At 68.9% G+C, this 17,298-nt stretch carries 15 protein-coding genes; 9 read left to right on the forward strand and 6 right to left on the reverse strand.

Features of this window, described 5'->3' with window-relative positions; translation table 11 throughout:
* The 6 genes from N0B71_RS22465 to N0B71_RS22490 all read left to right on the forward strand — a co-directional run bounded on the left by N0B71_RS22465 (position 1) and on the right by N0B71_RS22490 (position 7,681).
* Entirely contained in the window at positions 1-729 is a 729-nt protein-coding gene (locus N0B71_RS22465) for a hypothetical protein (protein ID WP_259755010.1), read from the forward strand.
* Positions 730-1,047: 318 nt separating this feature from the next.
* Positions 1,048-2,895 carry a monovalent cation:proton antiporter-2 (CPA2) family protein gene (locus tag N0B71_RS22470; protein ID WP_311197171.1) on the forward strand — a complete coding sequence of 616 codons (1,848 nt, stop codon included), beginning with the start codon at positions 1,048-1,050 and terminating at the stop codon, positions 2,893-2,895.
* 23 nt (positions 2,896-2,918) lie between these two features.
* On the forward strand, positions 2,919-4,022 hold the full coding sequence (locus N0B71_RS22475; RefSeq protein ID WP_259755011.1) for an AI-2E family transporter: 1,104 nt from the start codon (positions 2,919-2,921) through the stop codon (positions 4,020-4,022).
* Positions 4,023-4,033: 11 nt separating this feature from the next.
* A complete protein-coding gene (locus tag N0B71_RS22480) occupies positions 4,034-5,554 on the forward strand; it encodes an efflux transporter outer membrane subunit (RefSeq protein ID WP_259759656.1) in 1,521 nt (506 codons plus the stop codon).
* Positions 5,551-6,675: an HlyD family secretion protein gene (locus N0B71_RS22485; RefSeq protein ID WP_442964626.1), complete on the forward strand. Its 1,125-nt coding sequence runs from the start codon at positions 5,551-5,553 to the stop codon at positions 6,673-6,675. Before N0B71_RS22480 ends, N0B71_RS22485 begins: the two co-directional genes overlap by 4 nt.
* A complete protein-coding gene (locus tag N0B71_RS22490; RefSeq protein ID WP_259755012.1) occupies positions 6,665-7,681 on the forward strand; it encodes a DUF2955 domain-containing protein in 1,017 nt (338 codons plus the stop codon). The genes N0B71_RS22485 and N0B71_RS22490 overlap by 11 nt, the downstream gene beginning before the upstream one ends.
* Here N0B71_RS22490 and N0B71_RS22495 read toward each other — a convergent pair.
* Positions 7,678-9,405 (reverse strand): SulP family inorganic anion transporter, encoded by a 1,728-nt coding sequence (locus N0B71_RS22495; protein WP_259755013.1) that lies wholly within the window; start codon positions 9,403-9,405, stop codon positions 7,678-7,680. The two genes, N0B71_RS22490 and N0B71_RS22495, sit on opposite strands and share 4 nt — an antisense overlap.
* A gap of 172 nt (positions 9,406-9,577) precedes the next feature.
* Here N0B71_RS22495 and N0B71_RS22500 point away from each other — a divergent pair, with 172 nt between their 5' ends.
* Positions 9,578-10,255, forward strand: coding sequence for a MarC family NAAT transporter (locus N0B71_RS22500; RefSeq protein WP_259755014.1), 678 nt, complete (start codon positions 9,578-9,580; stop codon positions 10,253-10,255).
* 142 nt (positions 10,256-10,397) lie between these two features.
* On the opposite strand, the gene N0B71_RS22505 is transcribed toward N0B71_RS22500, so the two are convergent.
* From N0B71_RS22505 to N0B71_RS22525, 5 genes are all read right to left on the reverse strand, one after another.
* A complete protein-coding gene (locus N0B71_RS22505) occupies positions 10,398-11,231 on the reverse strand; it encodes an HpcH/HpaI aldolase/citrate lyase family protein (protein ID WP_259755015.1) in 834 nt (277 codons plus the stop codon).
* 14 nt (positions 11,232-11,245) lie between these two features.
* Positions 11,246-12,436 carry a CaiB/BaiF CoA transferase family protein gene (locus N0B71_RS22510; RefSeq protein ID WP_259755016.1) on the reverse strand — a complete coding sequence of 397 codons (1,191 nt, stop codon included), beginning with the start codon at positions 12,434-12,436 and terminating at the stop codon, positions 11,246-11,248.
* 78 nt (positions 12,437-12,514) lie between these two features.
* On the reverse strand, positions 12,515-13,864 hold the full coding sequence (locus N0B71_RS22515; protein WP_259755018.1) for an MmgE/PrpD family protein: 1,350 nt from the start codon (positions 13,862-13,864) through the stop codon (positions 12,515-12,517).
* 18 nt (positions 13,865-13,882) lie between these two features.
* A complete protein-coding gene (locus N0B71_RS22520) occupies positions 13,883-15,043 on the reverse strand; it encodes an acyl-CoA dehydrogenase family protein (protein ID WP_259755019.1) in 1,161 nt (386 codons plus the stop codon).
* Positions 15,044-15,090: 47 nt separating this feature from the next.
* The gene (locus N0B71_RS22525; RefSeq protein ID WP_259755020.1) at positions 15,091-15,918 is read right to left on the reverse strand and encodes an FAS1-like dehydratase domain-containing protein; all 828 of its coding nucleotides are present in this window, start codon (positions 15,916-15,918) and stop codon (positions 15,091-15,093) included.
* A gap of 150 nt (positions 15,919-16,068) precedes the next feature.
* Here N0B71_RS22525 and N0B71_RS22530 point away from each other — a divergent pair, with 150 nt between their 5' ends.
* On the forward strand, positions 16,069-16,977 hold the full coding sequence (locus tag N0B71_RS22530) for a LysR substrate-binding domain-containing protein (protein ID WP_259755021.1): 909 nt from the start codon (positions 16,069-16,071) through the stop codon (positions 16,975-16,977).
* A gap of 105 nt (positions 16,978-17,082) precedes the next feature.
* A complete protein-coding gene (locus N0B71_RS22535) occupies positions 17,083-17,292 on the forward strand; it encodes a ParD-like family protein (protein WP_259755022.1) in 210 nt (69 codons plus the stop codon).
* Positions 17,293-17,298 lie beyond the last annotated feature (6 nt).

The raw sequence follows: 17,298 nt of genomic DNA on the forward strand, positions 1-17,298 counted from the left end.
TTGAATCGGACTCGTCTGTTCGTCACCGCCAGCCTTTTACTGACGTCCTTCGTCGCGCACGCCGAAACGTCCGCGAGCTTTCTTCAGCAGCGCGTGTACGAACTGCGCCGCGATACCTCCCAGCCAACCTGCGTGGAATGGCCGAACGGCCTGCCCGAGGGGGTCTGGGGCAACGGCGGCGACTACGTGGCCGATGGCGAACACCTGAGCGCCAACGGCGAGGTGCTGATCACCTCGGCGATCTACACGCCCACCGGCGTCCGGGTTTCCCACACGTTCTACAAGAACCGCGCGGCCTGCCTGGCGGATATCGCTCCGCAACCGGTCAGCGCAGCGTCCCGCGAGACTGGTCAAGGCTCCTACGTGGACCGACTGCAGCGCGACTTCGGCGCCCGCCTGTACTTCAGTTCCGCCGAGGCCGAGGCGCTGGTGAAGCAGATCAACATCGACTGCAAGGCGCCCGATGGCCGCCATCTGCCGCTGTACAACGCGCTGCTGGCGCGGCTGGACGAAGCCAATACGCCGGATGCGTGGATGGAAACCAGCGTGGTCAACACCGGCAAGAAGCTGCAGGTGTTCGACAGCGTGCGCCTGAAAAGCGGCCGGGAGCTCACCCCGCAACTGACCCTGGAAATCAACGAATACGGCGGTTACCAGACCCACGGCGTGCGTCCGCAGGCCCTGGCCAATGCCTGTTTTGGCACCTACGGTCCCATCTGGAAGCTGTGAACCTCGTAAGTCTTTGAATCTGCTGGAATTGTATTTTCCATCGGCGGATCAGCCCGTAAGCTCCCCGGCCGGCAAAAAGCTACGGATCACCCATACTCAATGCACGCCGCACAGCACCCGCGAGGACGTCCAGGACCTTCCTCGGCGCGGCACGGTGCCTGACCGGTGCGTAGCAGAGACAAGCCCCCTGCTCTCTTTCTTTCAAGAAGCCCTGGGAGCAAGGGTGACGTGGCAGCCAGGAAGCGGCCGGCCGGGACATGCCCGCCGGCGTTATCGACAGGGCCGACGGCCCGCAAGGAACCACAAGAGGGCTGATGAATGCCACATGACGGGAGCCTGCTGCAGGCGACGGTAATCTTCCTGCTGACGGTCGTCATCCTCGTGCCCCTGGCGCAGCGCCTGAAGCTGGGCGCGGTGCCGGGCTATCTATTGGCGGGCATCCTGATCGGCCCGTCGGTGCTGGGCCTGGTCAGCCACCCGGAGAACGTCAGCCGGCTGTCCGAGATGGGCGTGGTGATGCTGCTGTTCATCATCGGCCTGGAGCTTTCGCCGCGCCGCCTGTGGATGATGCGCCGGTCGTTGTTCGGCGTCGGTTCGCTGCAGGTGGGGCTGACGGCCCTGGTGCTCGGCCTGTTGGCCTTCGCATTGTTTGGCCAGACGCCGGCCGCCGCCGTGGTGCTCGGCGTGGGCCTGGCGCTCTCCTCCACGGCCTTCGGCCTGCAGGTGCTCGCCGAGCGCAAGGAACTGGGCAAGCCCCAGGGCCGGCTGGCGGTGGGCATTCTGTTGTTCCAGGACATCGCCGCGATCCCGCTGATTGCCGTCGTGCCGCTGCTGGCCGGAAGCGGCGACCCGTCCGATGAGGGCGTGCGTCCGTTGCTCACGGTGGCCGTGGGCGTCGGTGTGGTGGTGGTCGGCGGCCGCTACCTGCTGCGCCCGGTCTTCACCTGGGCGATGGGCTCGGGACTGCGCGAACTCTCGACCGCGACCGCGCTGCTGGTGGTGCTGGGTACCGCCTGGATCATGGAGCACGTCGGCGTATCCATGGCGCTGGGCGCCTTCCTGGCCGGCATGCTGATGGCCGAATCGCAGTTCCGGCATGAACTGGAGTCGCAGATCGAGCCGCTCAAGGGGCTGCTGCTGGGCTTGTTCTTCGTCGGCGTGGGCATGACCGCCGACCTCAGCCTGCTGCTCGGCGCACCGCTGCTGGTGCTGGGCCTGACGCTGCTGCTGGTGGCGATCAAGCTGCCGCTGCTGTTCGGCCTGGGGCGCTTCGCCGGCGGGCTGGAGCGCGCCGAAGCCCTCTGCCTGGCCGTGGTGCTCGCCTCCGGCGGCGAGTTCGCCTTCGTGGTGTTCAAGCTGGGCCTGGATCACCGCCTGCTGGACCCGCGCGTCCACGACCTGCTGGTGCTGGTCATCACCCTGTCGATGGCGGTGGTGCCGCTGGTGATGATGGCGCTGGCCCGCCCGTTGCGCGGCGAGGCAGCGGTGAAGGAACGCCCGGACGCCCCGCCGGAGGTCAGCGACGCACCCCGCGTGGTCATCGCCGGCCTGGGCCGCATGGGGCGCGTGGTCGCCAACCTGCTGCAGGCCCAGGGCGTGCCGGTGGTGGCGCTGGATACTTCGATGGACGCCCTGGTCCGCCAGCGCAAGGAAGGCCGGGTGCCGGTCTACTACGGCGACCCGACCCGCCCGGAAATTCTGCATGCCGCCAAGGTCGGCGAGGCGGACCTGGTGATCGTGGCCACGGACGATCCGCAGATCAACCTGGACACCGTGGACGCCCTCTCCCGCCTCTATCCGCAGACACGGGTGATCGCCCGTGCGCTGAACCGCCAGCAAGTCCTGCAGTTGCTCGACCGGGGCGCCAACCCGGTGCGTGAAACCTTCCATTCCAGCCTGGAAATGGGACGCCGCGCCTTTATCGAACTGGGTGCGAGCGAAGAACAGGCCGAGGCCTGGGTGCGCCGCTACCAGCAGCAGGAAGTGCAATCGCTGCTGGAGCTGCATCGCCAGGGCCGCGACGACGAGCCGGGTGGCCGCTTCGACGACGATGGTGCCGGGCTTTCCGGCGTCGGTCCGCTCGCCGCGCAGCAGCCCCCCGGGCGGCAGTCTTCCGGGCTGCCGCCTCCTGAAAAGAACCTGCAAAGCGCCGAACCGCGCCAATGACCGTCCGGCCTGAGGAGAACACCATGCAACCCGGCTTCAAACTCGACGGCGCCCTGTCCCAGGGCATGCTCGACATCCTCATCAAGGCGGGGTTGGTCGCCGCCCTGGTGATCTTCTCCTTCGAGGTGTTCCAGCCGTTCCTCGAACTGATGCTGTGGTCGGTGATCCTCGCGGTCACCCTCTACCCGGTGCTGCGCAAGGTCAAGGCGCGCACCGGCTTGAAGGACGGCCACGCGGCGACGCTGCTGGTGCTGTTCGTCCTGCTCGTGCTGATCGTGCCGATCTACCTGATGGCGATGTCCATCACCGAATCCGCCGGCAGCGTCGGCGACATCCTCAAGAGCGGCACCCTGAACGTACCGGCGCCCAAGCCGTCGGTGGCGGAGTGGCCGCTGATCGGCCCGCGCGTCTATGACCTCTGGCTGGCGGCGTCCACCAGCCTGACCGACGTGCTGCGCGGCCTGATGCCCAATATCAAGGATGCCGGGCGCATGCTGCTGGGCGCAGCGGCCAGTGCCGGCGGGGCCTTCCTGCTGTTCGTCGGCGCGATCATCATCTCCGGGATCATCATGGCGTTCGGCGAAATGGGCACCATCGCCGCGCAGCGCATCGCCATACGCATTTCCGGCCCGGAACGCGGCCTGCACATTGCCGCGCTGTGCACCGCCACCATCCGCGCGGTGGCGCTCGGGGTGATCGGCATCGCCTTCATCCAGATGCTGCTGATCGGCATCGGCTTCGTGATCAAGGGCATCCCCGGGGCGGGCATTCTCGCGCTGATCGTCCTGGTACTGGGCATCGCCCAGGCGCCGGCGACCCTGGTCACGCTGCCGGTGATCATCTATGTGCTGAGCACCGAAGGCTTCACCGGCGCAACCATCGCCTTCTCCCTCTATATCTTCGTCGCCGGCCTCGCCGACAACGTGCTCAAGCCGCTGCTGCTGGGCCGCGGCGTCGACGTGCCGATGCCGGTGGTGTTGATCGGCGCCCTGGGCGGCATGGTGGTCAAGGGCATCATCGGCCTGTTCCTCGGCCCGGTGATCCTGGCGGTGACCTACAAGCTGTTCTGGCAATGGGTCGACCAGCAGGTGCCGAAGCTGGACCAGCCGGCGACACCCGGCGAGTGACCCCGCTCGCCATGCCCGAGCGCGCCAGACGCTGCAGCCTGCTCCTGGCCGTCCTGCTGGGCGGCTGCACCCAGGTCGGGCCGGACTTCCAGACGCCGCCGTCGCCGTGGCTGGACGACTGGCGCACGCCGTTGCTGGAGCAGGCCGGCCAGCGCGCTGCCGCGCCGGACGTCAGCCGCTGGTGGACGGTGTTCGCCGACCCGACCCTGGATGCCCTGATCGCCGAGGCCGATGCGCACAACACCAGCCTGCGCGTGGCCGGTTTGCGCATCGCCGAGGCGCGCGCGCAGCTGGCCATCGCCCAGACCGGGCGCTACCCGCAGTTGCAGCAGATCAGCGCGGACAGCCTTTACCTCAAGCAGAACCAGCACGGCGCCCCCAGCGCGCGGGACTCGGTGTTCTGGCAATCCAGCATCGGCTTCGACATCGGCTGGGAGATCGACTTCTGGGGGCGCTTCAGCCGCGCCATCGAGTCGGCGGATGCGGTGTATTTCGCCTCCCAGGCCAACTACGCCGATGCCATGGTGCTGCTGCGCGCCCAGGTCGCCGACACCTACTTCGGCCTGCGCACGGCGGAAGCGCGCCTGGACATCGCCCGCGAAAACGCCAAGCGCCAGGAGCGCAGCCTGGAGATCACCGAACGGCTGTTCCGCCATGGCGAGAACGACGAACTGGACTGGCAGCAGGCGCGCACCCAGTACCTGGCGACCCAGGCCACCATCCCCGAGTTCGAGAACCAGGTGAACGCCCTGCGCAACATCCTCTGCGCCCTCCTCGGCCGGCCGCCGGGCGAGATGCCCGAGTTGCTCGCCCGTCACGGCCAGTTGCCGATGCCCACGGGCGCGATCCTCCAGGACGTGCCGGCCAGCCTGCTGCAACGCCGACCGGACATCCGCGCCGCCGAGCAGGCGGTGGCGGCGCAGTCGGCGCTGGTGGGCGTCGCCGAGGCGGACCTGTATCCGTCGCTGAGCCTGATCGGCAGCATCGGCTGGAGCTTCGTCTCGGCGCACAACCTGCCCGACAGCTTCAACCTCGCTGCCGGGCCGAGCCTGATCTGGAACCCCTTCGATTACGGTCGGCGCAAGAACGCCGTGCGGGTGCAGGATGCGCGCCTGCAGCAACTGATCGAGCTGTACCAGCAGGACGTGCGCAACGCCGCGCGCGAGGCCGATGACGCCGCCAGCGGGCTGGTGCGCTCGTTGCAGAGCGCCGGGATCCGCGAACAGGCCTCGCAGGCAGCGCAACGCTCGCTGAACCTCGCCAGCTCCCAGTACCGCGAAGGTTTTGCCGACTTCCAGCGGGTGCTCGACGCCCAGCAACTGCTGCTGCAACAGCAGGATGGCTACCTGGTCAGCCGCGGCAACGCGGTCAGCAACCTGGTGGCGCTGTACAAGGCGCTGGGTGGCGGCTGGGACAGCCAGCGCGCGCCCATCGACCCGGCCACCCGGCAACAGATGCAACAACGCACCGACTGGGGCGACCTGCTCGACGAGCCCGCCCCGGCCGCCACGGACCAAGGACGCCCGAAATGAGCGACACCCCTGCCCCGCCGCCCTCACCGCCCTCCGCTCCCGCCCCCCGCGCGTCCGCGCCGGACCGGGGCATGCGCGTGGTGCTGCTGCTGATCGTCGTCAGCCTGGTCTGGTACCTGCTCGCCGACCGCTTCACGCCCTACACCCAGCAGGCGCGATTGCAGGCCTACGTGGTGCCGGTGAGCGCCGAAGTGGCCGGCCAAGTGAAGCGCGTCGCCGTGGGCAACAACCAGGAGGTGCGCAAGGGCGACGTGCTCTTCGAGCTGGACCAGGAGCAGTACCGCATCGCCCTGCAGCGCGCCGAAGCCGACCTGGACACGGTGCGCCGGCAGATCGGCGCGAGCACCGCCGGCATCGACTCGGCCCAGGCCGCACTGGCTGCCGCCCAGGCCAACGAGCGCAAGGCCCGGCAGGATGCCGAGCGCCTGCAACGGCTCTACCAGGAAGACCCCGGCACCGTCTCCGTGCGCCGCCTGGAGAGCGCCCAGGCGACCCGCGAGCAGGCGGCCAGCCAGGTCGCCGCGGCACGCGCCGAGGTCGAGCGCGCCCGCGAACAGCAAGGCGGCCACGACGAAGACAACGCCCAGTTGCGCAGCGCCACCGCCACTGTCGCCAAGGCCCGTCTGGACCTCGCCCGCACCACCGTGCGCGCCGACTCCGACGGCCTGATCACCGACCTGCGCACCGACGTCGGCCACTACGTCGGCCCCGGCAGCCCGGTGATGACGCTGATCGCCATCCACGACCTGTGGATCAGCGCCGACATGACCGAGAACAACCTCGGCCACCTGCGCAACGGCACACCGGTGCTGGTGGTGCTCGATGCCCTGCCCGGCGAACTGCTCAGCGGCCGCATCCGCAGCATCGGCTACGGCGTCAGCGTCGGCCAGGGCACCCCGCCCGGCTCGCTGCCCACGGTGCAGAACAGCCGCGAATGGCTGCGCTCGGCGCAGCGCTTCCCGGTCATCGTCGAACTGGACCGCGACCAGCTGCAAGGCCCCTCAGGCCTGCGCGTGGGCGGCCAGGCGGAAGTCATGGCGCTGCCCAGCGAAGGCAACCCGCTGAACCTGCTCGGCCGGGCGTTCATGTGGCTGATGAGCTGGCTGTCGTATGCCTATTGAGCTGCGGCGCCGCCGCGCGCTCCGGTTGGCCTGGGGCACCGCGCTGTGCCTGGCGGCCAGCTACGGCATCGGCCTGCCGATCCCCTTTCTCGCCCCGGTGCTGGCCGTGCTCCTGCTGGCGATGCGCGCTCAGGCCCTGCCGCTCAAGGCGGCACCGGCGCTGGCGGTGCTGGTGTTGCTCAGCTGCGGCGTCGGCCTGCTGCTGATTCCGTTGCTGCGCCACGCGCCGTTCAGTGGTGTGCTGCTGGTGGGCGTCGGGCTGTACGGCGTGTTCCGCTATGCGCTGCGTGGCGGCAACGGCCTGTTGGCGAACCTGCTGGTGATCGGCCTGACCATGATCGCCGCCGCCGGCACCAGCGATTTCACCCTGGCGTTGTCGGTGGTCGAGGCGCTGGCCAAGGGCATGTTGCTGGCGGTGCTGAGCACCGCCGTCGCCCATGCGCTGTTCCCGGAGCCTGCCCATGCGCCCTCGCCCCCTGCCCCGCCGCTGCCCAGCGAGGACGACGCCGCCTGGATCGCCCTGCGCGCCGTGCTGATCGTGATGCCGGCGTTCCTGCTGGCGATCATCGCGCCGGACCGCTTCATGCCGCTGATCATGAAATCGGTGAGCCTCGGCCAACAGGCCGGGGAAACCCGCGCGCGCCACGCCAGTCGCGAACTGATCGGTTCCACCCTGCTCGCCGGCGTGCTGGCGATCCTCGTGTGGGGCGCCCTGAGCCTGTTCGTGCACCTGTGGATGTTCTTCCTCTGGGTGCTGCTGGCCACCCTCTGGCAAGGGCGCCGGCTCTACGCCGTCGTCGCCACCCGCAAGAGCCCGGCCTACTGGGTGAGCTGCCTGACCACCGTGCTGATCCTGCTCGGCCAGTCGGTGGCGGACAGCGCCGGCGGCCAGGACGTCTACCGCGCCTTCGCCGTGCGCATGGCGCTGTTCCTCGCGGTGTCGCTGTACGCCAGCGGCATGCTCATCTGGATCGACCGACGCCGCGCACGGGTTCGCCCGGCCTAGGGCGTCCAGTCCACCCCGGAATCGGCCAGGTAGGCGTCCACCGCCGCGCCGAGGGTCGGGTGGAACGCCGATTCGCCAAGGCCCTCGAACAACTCGAACTGCTTCATCTTGTCCTTCACCGGGTCCTTCATCTCGGCGAACTGCAGCTCCACGCCGCGCTGCTCCAGCACCTTGTCCAGCTCGGCGAGCATGTCGGCGGAGGTCACGTCGATACTGGTCACCGGGCTGGCCGCGATCACCAGCCGCTGCACCGGCGTCGGCGAGTCGTCCAGCGCGGCCAGCACCTGGTTCTGGAACTGCTCGGCGTTGGCGAAGAACAGCGGCGCATCCCAGCGCAGCAGCACCAGGCCGGGAATGCGCCGGGCATTCGGGTAACGCGTTACGTCATGGTAGCCGCGCACCCCGTCGACCCGCCCGAGCACGGCGTGGTGCGGCCGCCAGCCGTCCCAGAGGAACTCGATCACCGAAATCACCACGGCGATGCAGATGCCGGGAATGGCGCCGAACACCGCCACGCCGACGAAGCAGCTGATCGACAGCCAGAACTCCCACGGTTGCATGCGGTAGATGCGCTTGAGGTCGGCGAATTCGAACAGCCCCAGCGCGGCGGCGATCACCACCGCGGCCAGCGCGCTGTTGGGCAGGTGCTCCATCAGGTTGGGCGCCACCAGCAGGAGCAGCGTGACCGCCAGCGCGCCGATGATGCCGGTGAGCTGCGTCTTCGACCCGGCCGCCTCGGCCACCGGGGTGCGCGAGGAGCTGCTGCTGATGGGAATGCCCTGGAACAGCCCGGAGGCGACGTTGGCCACGCCGAGGCCGAACATCTCCTGGTTGGGGTTCACCGGCGTATTCAACCGCGCCGCATAGGTGCGCGACAGCACGCTGGTATCGGCGAAGGACACCAGCGCCACCGCGACACCGCCGAGCACCACTTCCAGCAGATCGATATCGCTCACCCACGGCAATGCGAACGACGGCAACCCCTGCGGCAGCTGCCCCAGCACCTTGACGCCATGGCTGCCGAGGTCCAGCAGGCTTACCGCCAGCGTCGCCAGGATCACCGCGATGAGGATGCCCGGAATGCGCTTGTAGGGCTTGAGCAGGAGGATCAGCACCAGGCTGCCGGCGCCGACGGCGAAGCTGGTCCAGTTGGCCTTGCCCTCCAGCAGCGCCTGGCCGAGCTGCCAGAGATCGCGCAGCGGCCCCTGGCTGTCGATCTTCAGGCCGAACAGCTTGGGCAACTGGCTGATCAGCACCGTGAGCGCGATGCCGTTCATGTAGCCGTAGCGGATCGGCTTGGACAGCAACTCGGTGATGAAGCCCAGGCGCAGCAGGCCGGCGATCATGCACACCGCGCCGGACACCAGCGCCATCAGGCTGGCGATGGCGATCGCCCGCTGCGGGTCGCTCGCCGCGTATTGCACCACCACCGCGAGGATCGGCGCGGCCAGGGCCGAATCGGGCCCGAGCACCAGGATGCGGCTCGGCCCGAACAGCGCGTAGGCCAGCAGCGGAATGATGGTCGCGTACAGCCCGTAGATGCCCGGCACGCCGGAGGCCTCGGCATAGGCGATGCCCACCGGCACCAGCATGGTGGTCAGCACCAGGCCGGCGGCCAGGTCCTTGGGCAGCCAGCTCGCCTGGTACTGGCGCAGGGTGACGAGGCCGGGCAGCCAGCGCTGCCAGTCGAAACCGGAACGGGATTGCGGCGAGGTGTCGGGCATCGGGGCATGGCTCCAGGCGAGTACGGCGCAACGCGAAGCGCAGCGGCAACGTATCGCTCTATAGCGTAGATCAGCGCCCGTGGCGACGCGGCGTGGGCACGCGCCCGGCGCGCGGAATCCGATTCCGCACCTACACTTGCCCCAGTCAATCGCCCCGGAGCAACGCCCGCCCATGAGCAGCCTGTTCGACGCCATCCTGCTGGGGCTGCTCGCCCTGCTGCCGCTGATCAATCCACCGACCACGGTGGCCCTGTTCCTCGCGCTGTCCCAGGGGTTCAGTCGGGAAGAGAAGAACCAGCAGGCGCTGCTCACCGCCTGCTACGTGTTCGTCATCATGACCCTCACCTACTATATCGGCGAGTTCATCATGGGGGTGTTCAGCATCTCCATTCCCGGCTTGCGCATCGCCGGCGGCGGCATCCTCTGCATCATCGGCGGGCGCATGCTGTTCCCCGCCCCCATGCCCTCCCGCGAGTCCCGCGACGAGATGCCCGAGCGCACCAGTTTCGCCTTCATCCCGCTGGCCATGCCCAGCACCGCCGGGCCGGGCACCATCGCGATGATCATCAGCTCCGCGGCGAGCATCAAGCACAGCACCAGCTTCCCGCAATGGGTGATCCTGGTGGCGCCGCCGCTGATCTTCCTCTGCACCGCGCTGATCCTCTGGGCCTGCCTGCGCGCCTCGGACCTGATCATGAAGGCCACCGGCAAGTCCGGCATCGACGCCATCTCGCGGCTGATGGGCTTCCTGCTGGTGTGCATGGGCGTGCAGTTCGCCATCAACGGCCTGGTGGAGGTCGCGCAGACGCTGATCAACAGCAACACGCACCTGCTGTTGCCGCAATCGTGATGGCTCTGGCAAAGCCCTGAAGGCAGAGCGCCGTGCTCTTGTAGGAGCAAGCTTGCTCGCGAACACACGGCAGCCGCCGCCCCGGCTTAAATCGGGGTTCGCGAGCAAGCTCGCTCCTACACCTGCATCTACACGTGAACCGTCAGTCGCCAGCATTGGCCAGCAACCGCCGGGCGCGCCCCAGCACCGGGGCATCGACCATCTGCCCATCCACCTGGAAGGCCGCCGCGCCGCTTTCCGCGGCAGCCACCACCCGCCGCGCCCAGTCCAGTTCGTCGGCGCTGGGGGCCAGCGCCGCGTGGGCCACGCTCACCTGCCTGGGATGGATGCACAACGCGCCGAGCATGCCGAGGTCGCGGCCATGGCGGATGGTCGCGGCGAAGCCTTCGGCATCGTCGAACGCCGGGAATACCGTGTCCAGCGGCGGTTGCAGGTCGTTTACCCGCGAGTGCAGCAGCAGGCTCAGGCGTACCTGGTCATAGACCACCGCGGCAGCCGGGGTGCCGCTGCTCATGCCGATGTCCAGCGCCAGGTCGAGGCCACCGAAGGTCAGGCGCTCCACGCCCTCGCACGCGGCGATTTCGCCGAGCGCGAGCAGGCCGCGGGCACTCTCGATCAGCGGCCACACCGGCTTGCCGCAAGACGCGGCGATGCGCACCTGCATGGCGCGCTCGGCCTTGGGCAACAGGATGCCGATGACGCCGGGCAACCGCCCGCACAGTTCCAGGTCGGCTGCCTGCTCGGGATCGCCGGCGGCGTTCACCCGCACCCGCACGCGGGCCTCGGGGTTGGCCTCGAGAAAGGCCGCCAGGTTGTCGCGGGCCTGGGCCTTGAGCGGTGCCTCGACGGCGTCCTCGAAGTCGACGACCACCGCGTCGGCGCCGCTGGCCAGGGCCTTGGCGAAACGCTCCGGACGGCTGCCGGGCACGAACAACGCGGTTCGCACGATGGGCTGCGCCGGGCTTTGCTGAATCATGGGGTTCTCCTGGGTCATACCGCGCCCTGCTCGTGCAGGCGCTGGATATCCCCGGCGGTATACCCCAGTTCCGTCAGGACGTCATCGGTTTGTTGGCCCAGCGCCGGCACGGCGTCCATGCGCGGCGCATAGGCGTTGCTGCTCGCCGGCGGCAACAGCGCCGGCAGGCGGCCGGCGGGGCTGTCGATTTCGCGCCAGCGGTCGCGGGCGGCCAGCTGCGGGTGCTGCCAGAGGCCACGCATGTCGTTGACGTGGGCATTGGCGATCTGCGCCTGTTCCAGGCGGTCGACCACCTGCTCGGCATCCAGGCCGGCGAACGCTTCGACGATCAGCGTGCGCAACGCATCGCGGTTGGCCACGCGCAGGCTGGTGGCCGTGAAGCGCGGGTCCGCCGCCAGCTCCGGGCGCTGCAGCACGACCTCGCAGAACAGCTTCCACTCGCGCTCGTTCTGCACGCCGAGCATGACGCTGCCGCCATCGCCGGTGGGGAACGGCCCGTAGGGATAGATGGTGGCGTGGGCGGCGCCGGCGCGCGGCGGCTGCGACTGGCCATCGAAGGCGTAGTACAGGGGAAAGCCCATCCATTCGGCCATGCCTTCGAGCATCGACACCTCGACGCGGCTGCCCTCCCCCGTGCGCCCGCGCAGCAGCAGCGCGGAAAGGATGCCGCTGTAGGCATACATGCCGGCGGAGATGTCGGCGATGGAGCAGCCGGCCTTGGCCATCTCGTCGGCGCCCGGCCCGCCGGTCACCGAGAGGAAGCCGCTCTCGCTCTGGATGAGCAGGTCATAGGCCTTCTTCTGCTCGTAGGGACCGCCTTCGCCGTAGCCGGAAATATCGCAGACGATCAGCCTCGGGAAGCGCTCGTGCAGCGCCTCGAACGACAGGCCCAGGCGCGCGGCGGCGCCCGGCGCGAGGTTCTGTACCAGCACGTCGGCGGTCTCCAGCAATTGTTCCAGCACGGTCTGGGCCGCGGCCTGCTTGAGGTCCAGGGACAGGCTTTCCTTGGAGCGGTTGGTCCAGACGAAGTGCGAGGCGAGCCCGCGCACGCGCTCGTCATAGCCACGGGCGAAGTCGCCGACGCCGGGGCGTTCGATCTTGATCACGCGGGCGCCGAGGTCGGCCAACTGGCGGGTGCAGAACGGCGCGGCGATGGCGTGTTCCAGGCTGATGACGGTGATGCCGTCGAGGGGACGCGAACTCATGGGCACTCCAGACGCCGGCCGGCGGCCGACGCGCATAGTCAGAAATACCGGGCGGCCATCCCGCCGCCCGCTGCGGGCTTAACGGAAGTCGCCGAGGTCCGGCAGCGCGTGCAGCCGCCAGCTGGCCTGCACCAGACGCTGTGCCTCGGCCTCGCTGCGCTGGCCGGCAAAGGCCAGCAGGCGGCGAAACTTGTCCTCCAGCTCGGCGCGGCTCAGGCCGTTGCCCGGATCGCCCTTGGGCTCGTCGATGGCGCCGTGCAGCTGGCGGCCATCGGTGGTGAGCACATCGACGCGACCGAGCCAGCGACGCGGGTAGGCGCCGTCCACGTCCGCATCGAGCTGCATGCTGACCTTCTCGCGGAAGGCCGCGACCTCGGGATCGCTCAGGGAGAACTCCTCGAACTCCACCAGCCCGGCCTTGCCGTGCACGGCGATCAGCCCCAGCACGGTGCCCATGGAGAACTTCGCCTGGTGCACCGTCTGCGGCACCACCACGCGGCCGAGCACATCGATGGCGCCCTGGTGCACGCGGGCGGTGACCTGGGCGATGTCGCCGTGCTTGAGCCCCTCGCGCTGCATCAGGCCCAGCAGCGCGTCGGCGGCGGGATGGGTATGGCGGCAGGAGGCGTGGAACTTGTAGGAGGTCTCGCAGAGCGCCCAGCGCGTGCCCAGGCCGTCCACCAGCCGGCTCGGGTCGGCGTCGCTGGACATGCCGGCGGCCATGCCCTGCTCGCCTTCGAGGATGTTCTGCGCGCCGCTCAGGCCGTCGGCCGTCAGGTAGGCGGCGAGCAGGCCGTCGGCGGCGGCCTTGGCGGTGTGCAGCTGCTTGGAATCGGCAGCGTCGCGCAGGAATTCCCACAACCCGGCGGCCTGGGTACCGGCGCTGCCCAGGCAATGGACGAACTGGCGGCTGTCCAGGCCCAGCAGCTTGCCCACGGCAACGGCGGCGGCCAGGGTGCCGACCGTGGCGGTGGTGTGGAAGATGCGGTAGTGCGAGCGGCCGAGGAACTCGCCGATGCGGATGCCCGCCTCGTAGCCGGCGACGCTGGCGAGGATCAGTTCGCGGCCGGACTTGCCCAGCTCCTGCGCCGCCGCCAGGGCCGCCGGGAAGACCACGGTGGCCGGGTGCAGCACGGAGCTGTTGTGCAGGTCGTCCTGCTCCACCAGGTGCGAGCTGGCCGCGTTCACCAGCGCGGCGAAGTAGGCGGAGGTGGAACTGCCGTCCACCAGCACGCGGCTCTTGCCGCTGGCCGGGCCCATGCGCCGGGCGTAGCGCTGGAACAGCGGGATCGGGTGGCGGTCCTGGCTGGCCAGGGCCGAGCCGAGCCAGTCGAGGAACAGCTCCTCGGTGTAGGCGACCACGGACGCGGGCAGGTCTTCGTAACGCAGGCCGGCGAGGAATTCGGCCAGGGCGTGGGTATTGTTCATGGTTGTTCTCGTCCCGGCTTAGAAGGAGCGCGGCAGTTCGAGCAGGTGCTCGGCCACGTACGACAGGATCAGGTTGGTGGAGATCGGCGCCACCTGGTACAGGCGGGTCTCGCGGAACTTGCGCTCGACGTCGTATTCGTTGGCGAAGCCGAACCCGCCGTGGGTCTGCAGGCAGGCGTTGGCCGCTTCCCAGCTGGCCTTGGCGGCGAGGTACTTGGCCATGTTGGCGGCGGCCCCGGCGTTCCTGCCGCTGTCGTATTCCTGGCAGGCGCGCCAGCGCATCAGGTCCGCGGCCTCGATCTCGATATGCGCCTCGGCGATGGGGAACTGCACGCCCTGGTTCTGCCCGATCGGGCGGCCGAACACCACGCGGTCGCGGGCGTACTGTGCGGACTTCTCGGTGAACCAGCGACCATCGCCGATGCACTCGGCAGCGATCAGCGTGCGTTCGGCGTTGAGGCCGTCGAGGATGTACTTGAAGCCCTTGCCTTCCTCGCCGATCAGGCTGCTGGCCGGCAGCTCCAGGTTGTCGAAGAACAGCTCGTTGGTCTCGTGGTTGACCATGTTGGCGATCGGCTGCACGGTCAGGCCGTTGCCGATGGCCTCGCGCAGGTCGACCAGGAAGATCGACATACCCTCGGACTTTTTCTTCACCTCGGCCAGCGGCGTGGTGCGGGCCAGCAGGATCATCAGGTCGGAATGCTGGATGCGCGAGATCCACACCTTCTGCCCGTTGATCACGTACTTGTCGCCCTGGCGCACGGCGGTGGTCTTGATCTTGGTGGTGTCGGTGCCGGTGGTCGGCTCGGTGACGCCCATGGACTGCAGGCGCAGTTCGCCGCTGGCCAGTTTCGGCAGGTAGTAGGCCTTCTGCTCGGCGCTGCCGTTACGCAGCAGGGTGAACATGTTGTACATCTGCCCGTGGATGGTCCCGGAGTTGCCGCCGCAATGGTTCACCTCCTCGAGGATCACCGACGCCTCGGCCAGGCCGAGGCCCGAGCCTCCGTACTCTTCCGGGATCATCGCGCTGAGCCAGCCGGCCTCGGTCATGGCGCGCACGAAGTCCTCGGGGAAGCCCTTCTCTTCGTCGATCCGGCGCCAGTACTCGGCGGGGAACTCCGCGCACAGGGCGCGCACGCCGTCACGGATGGCCTGGAGTTCTTCGGGGGTGGACGTCATCGAAACACCTCATGTCGTTCTTGTTGGAGGCACCGGAAACGGTGCGGTCAGTCGAATTCCACGTCGCCACGCTGGGCGATGCCGGCGCCGTTGCCGGCCCAGACCTCGGCCTTGCCGGGGCCGCTCAGGCGGCCGCCGGCTTCGAACGGCTCGGGGCTGATCAGCGGGCGCAGGCCGCGGTAGGCATAGCGGCGCAGGCGCGCGTCGGGGTTGGCGCGGCAGAACGCGCGCAGGTTCAGGGTGGCGATCAGCGGGCCGTGCACCACCAGGCCGGGGTAGCCCTCGGTGTCGGTGACGTAGGGCCAGTCGTAATGGATGCGGTGGCCGTTGAAGGTCAGCGCGGAATAGCGGAACAGCAGGATCGGCGACGGCACCACGGCCTCGCTCCAGTCCCCTGCTGGCAGTGCATCGCCGCTGGAGAGCTTGGGCGGGCTGGGCTCGCGGTAGACGATGTCCTGCTCTTCGCTGAACGCCAGGCGACCGTCCTGCTGGAAGTCGTGGCGCAGGGTGACGAACAGCAGCGAACCGGTGCGGCCGTGCTTTTCCTCGACATTCAGGATGGTGGTGGTGCGTTTCGCCACGCCGCCGACGCGCAGCGGCGCGTGGAATTCCAGGCGGCCGCCGGCCCACATGCGGTTGCGCCCCTCGGCCGGGGGCAGGAAGCCACCGCGCGCGGGATGGCCGTCGGCGCCCAGGCCCGGCTCGGTCACTTCATCCTGGAAGAACATCCAGTGCCATAGCGGCGGCAGCGCCTCGCCGGCGGCGGGCGCATCTTCGGCCAGGGTCACGGCCAGGCGGCGGACCAGCAACGTACTCAGTTCTTCCTCGCGCTCCTGGGAGCGGCCGATCCAGTCGGCGTAGGGCGAATCGCTCATGTCGGACCTCTTGGCGTCATCGATGGACGGAGCATGCAACAGGGCTTGCGTTCGTCGAATCCACATTTTCATAATCCAGCGTTAAGCACTGCCGAACGCCGCCTCCACTCTTCAGCCTGTCGGGGCTGCCTGCCGTTTACCGGAGACCCCATGCATTTCGATCTCGCCGACCTGCGACTCTTCGCGCACATCGCCGAAGCCCCCAGCCTGACCCAGGGCGCGCGCCGCGCTCACCTCTCGGCCGCCGCCGCCAGCGCGCGGATCAAGGCGCTGGAAGGCCAGCTCGACTGTCGCCTGCTGTACCGCGACAACCGTGGCGTCGAGCTGACCCCGGCCGGCCAGCGCCTGCTGCAGCATGCGCGGCTGATCCTGCGTCAGGTGGACCACCTGAAGAGCGACTTCAGCGGCCAGGCTGGCGACCAGGTCGGGCACATCCGCATCTTCGCCAACACCACGGCGGTGACCGAATTCCTCCCCGAGCTGCTGGCGGACTTCCTCGCCGGGCGCCCCGGCGTCAGCATCGACCTGCAGGAGCGGCTGAACCGCGACATCGTCCGCGCCATCCTCGACGGCTCGGCGGACCTGGGGATCGTCGCCGGCCCGGTGCGCGCCGAAGGGCTGCAGATCGTTCACTTCAGCACCGACCGCCTGGTGCTCGCCGTGGCGCCGGAGCACCCGCTGTGCGCCCTGCCCCGCCTGACCCTGGCCGATACGCTGGACTACCCGCACATCGCCCTGCATGAGGGCAGCACCCTGCAGAGCTTCCTGCGCGAGCAGGTGGAGCGCGTCGGCGGCGACCTCAACCTGCGCATCCAGGTGGCCAGCTTCGAAGCCATCTGCCGGATGGTGGAAGCCGGGGTCGGCATCGGCGTGATCCCCGAGACCGCCGCCGTGCGCCACAGCCGCACCATGAACCTGCGCATCCTGGCGCTGGACGAGCCCTGGGTGGTCCGCGAACGCAGCGTGCTGCTGCGCGAGCGCGAAGCCCTGCCGGCCTGCGCCCGCGCGCTGGTGGACCTGCTGCGCGGCGCGCCATCACACCCTGGCGCGCTGACGTGATGACGCGGTGGTTTGCGTTGAGCATCGCAAGCCAATATGATGCATATATGTTTTGTTATGCTTCATAACGTATTGCATTCGCGAGAGACGAGAGACGAGAGAATCATGGGCATCATCAACCTCGACGACGACCTCCACGACCAGTTGCGCCGCGCCAGCTCCGTGGCCTGTCGCTCGATCAACGCGCAGGCGGCGTTCTGGATCAAGATCGGCATGCTCTGCGAGCTGGAGCCGACCCTGAGCTTCAACGAGATCGTCACCCGCGAGCTGCAGGAGGCCGGGGTCCGGTACGCTGCCGCCGGAGGCGCCAAGTGATCAAGA

The sequence above is a fragment of the Pseudomonas sp. GCEP-101 genome (assembly GCF_025133575.1).
Taxonomy (GTDB): Bacteria; Pseudomonadota; Gammaproteobacteria; order Pseudomonadales; family Pseudomonadaceae; genus Pseudomonas; species Pseudomonas nitroreducens_B.

Excerpts from the sequence above, each read along its gene's own strand:
- N0B71_RS22530 (WP_259755021.1), top strand. The coding sequence starts at position 16,069 with ATGCATTTCGATCTCGCCGACCTGCGACTCTTCGCGCACATCGCCGAA.
- N0B71_RS22470 (WP_311197171.1), top strand. The coding sequence starts at position 1,048 with ATGCCACATGACGGGAGCCTGCTGCAGGCGACGGTAATCTTCCTGCTG.
- N0B71_RS22505 (WP_259755015.1), bottom strand. The coding sequence starts at position 11,231 with ATGATTCAGCAAAGCCCGGCGCAGCCCATCGTGCGAACCGCGTTGTTC.
- N0B71_RS22495 (WP_259755013.1), bottom strand. The coding sequence starts at position 9,405 with ATGCCCGACACCTCGCCGCAATCCCGTTCCGGTTTCGACTGGCAGCGC.
- N0B71_RS22515 (WP_259755018.1), bottom strand. The coding sequence starts at position 13,864 with ATGAACAATACCCACGCCCTGGCCGAATTCCTCGCCGGCCTGCGTTAC.
- N0B71_RS22510 (WP_259755016.1), bottom strand. The coding sequence starts at position 12,436 with ATGAGTTCGCGTCCCCTCGACGGCATCACCGTCATCAGCCTGGAACAC.
- N0B71_RS22485 (WP_442964626.1), top strand. The coding sequence starts at position 5,551 with ATGAGCGACACCCCTGCCCCGCCGCCCTCACCGCCCTCCGCTCCCGCC.
- N0B71_RS22480 (WP_259759656.1), top strand. The coding sequence starts at position 4,034 with ATGCCCGAGCGCGCCAGACGCTGCAGCCTGCTCCTGGCCGTCCTGCTG.
- N0B71_RS22525 (WP_259755020.1), bottom strand. The coding sequence starts at position 15,918 with ATGAGCGATTCGCCCTACGCCGACTGGATCGGCCGCTCCCAGGAGCGC.
- N0B71_RS22500 (WP_259755014.1), top strand. The coding sequence starts at position 9,578 with ATGAGCAGCCTGTTCGACGCCATCCTGCTGGGGCTGCTCGCCCTGCTG.
- N0B71_RS22535 (WP_259755022.1), top strand. The coding sequence starts at position 17,083 with ATGGGCATCATCAACCTCGACGACGACCTCCACGACCAGTTGCGCCGC.
- N0B71_RS22490 (WP_259755012.1), top strand. The coding sequence starts at position 6,665 with ATGCCTATTGAGCTGCGGCGCCGCCGCGCGCTCCGGTTGGCCTGGGGC.
- N0B71_RS22520 (WP_259755019.1), bottom strand. The coding sequence starts at position 15,043 with ATGACGTCCACCCCCGAAGAACTCCAGGCCATCCGTGACGGCGTGCGC.
- N0B71_RS22475 (WP_259755011.1), top strand. The coding sequence starts at position 2,919 with ATGCAACCCGGCTTCAAACTCGACGGCGCCCTGTCCCAGGGCATGCTC.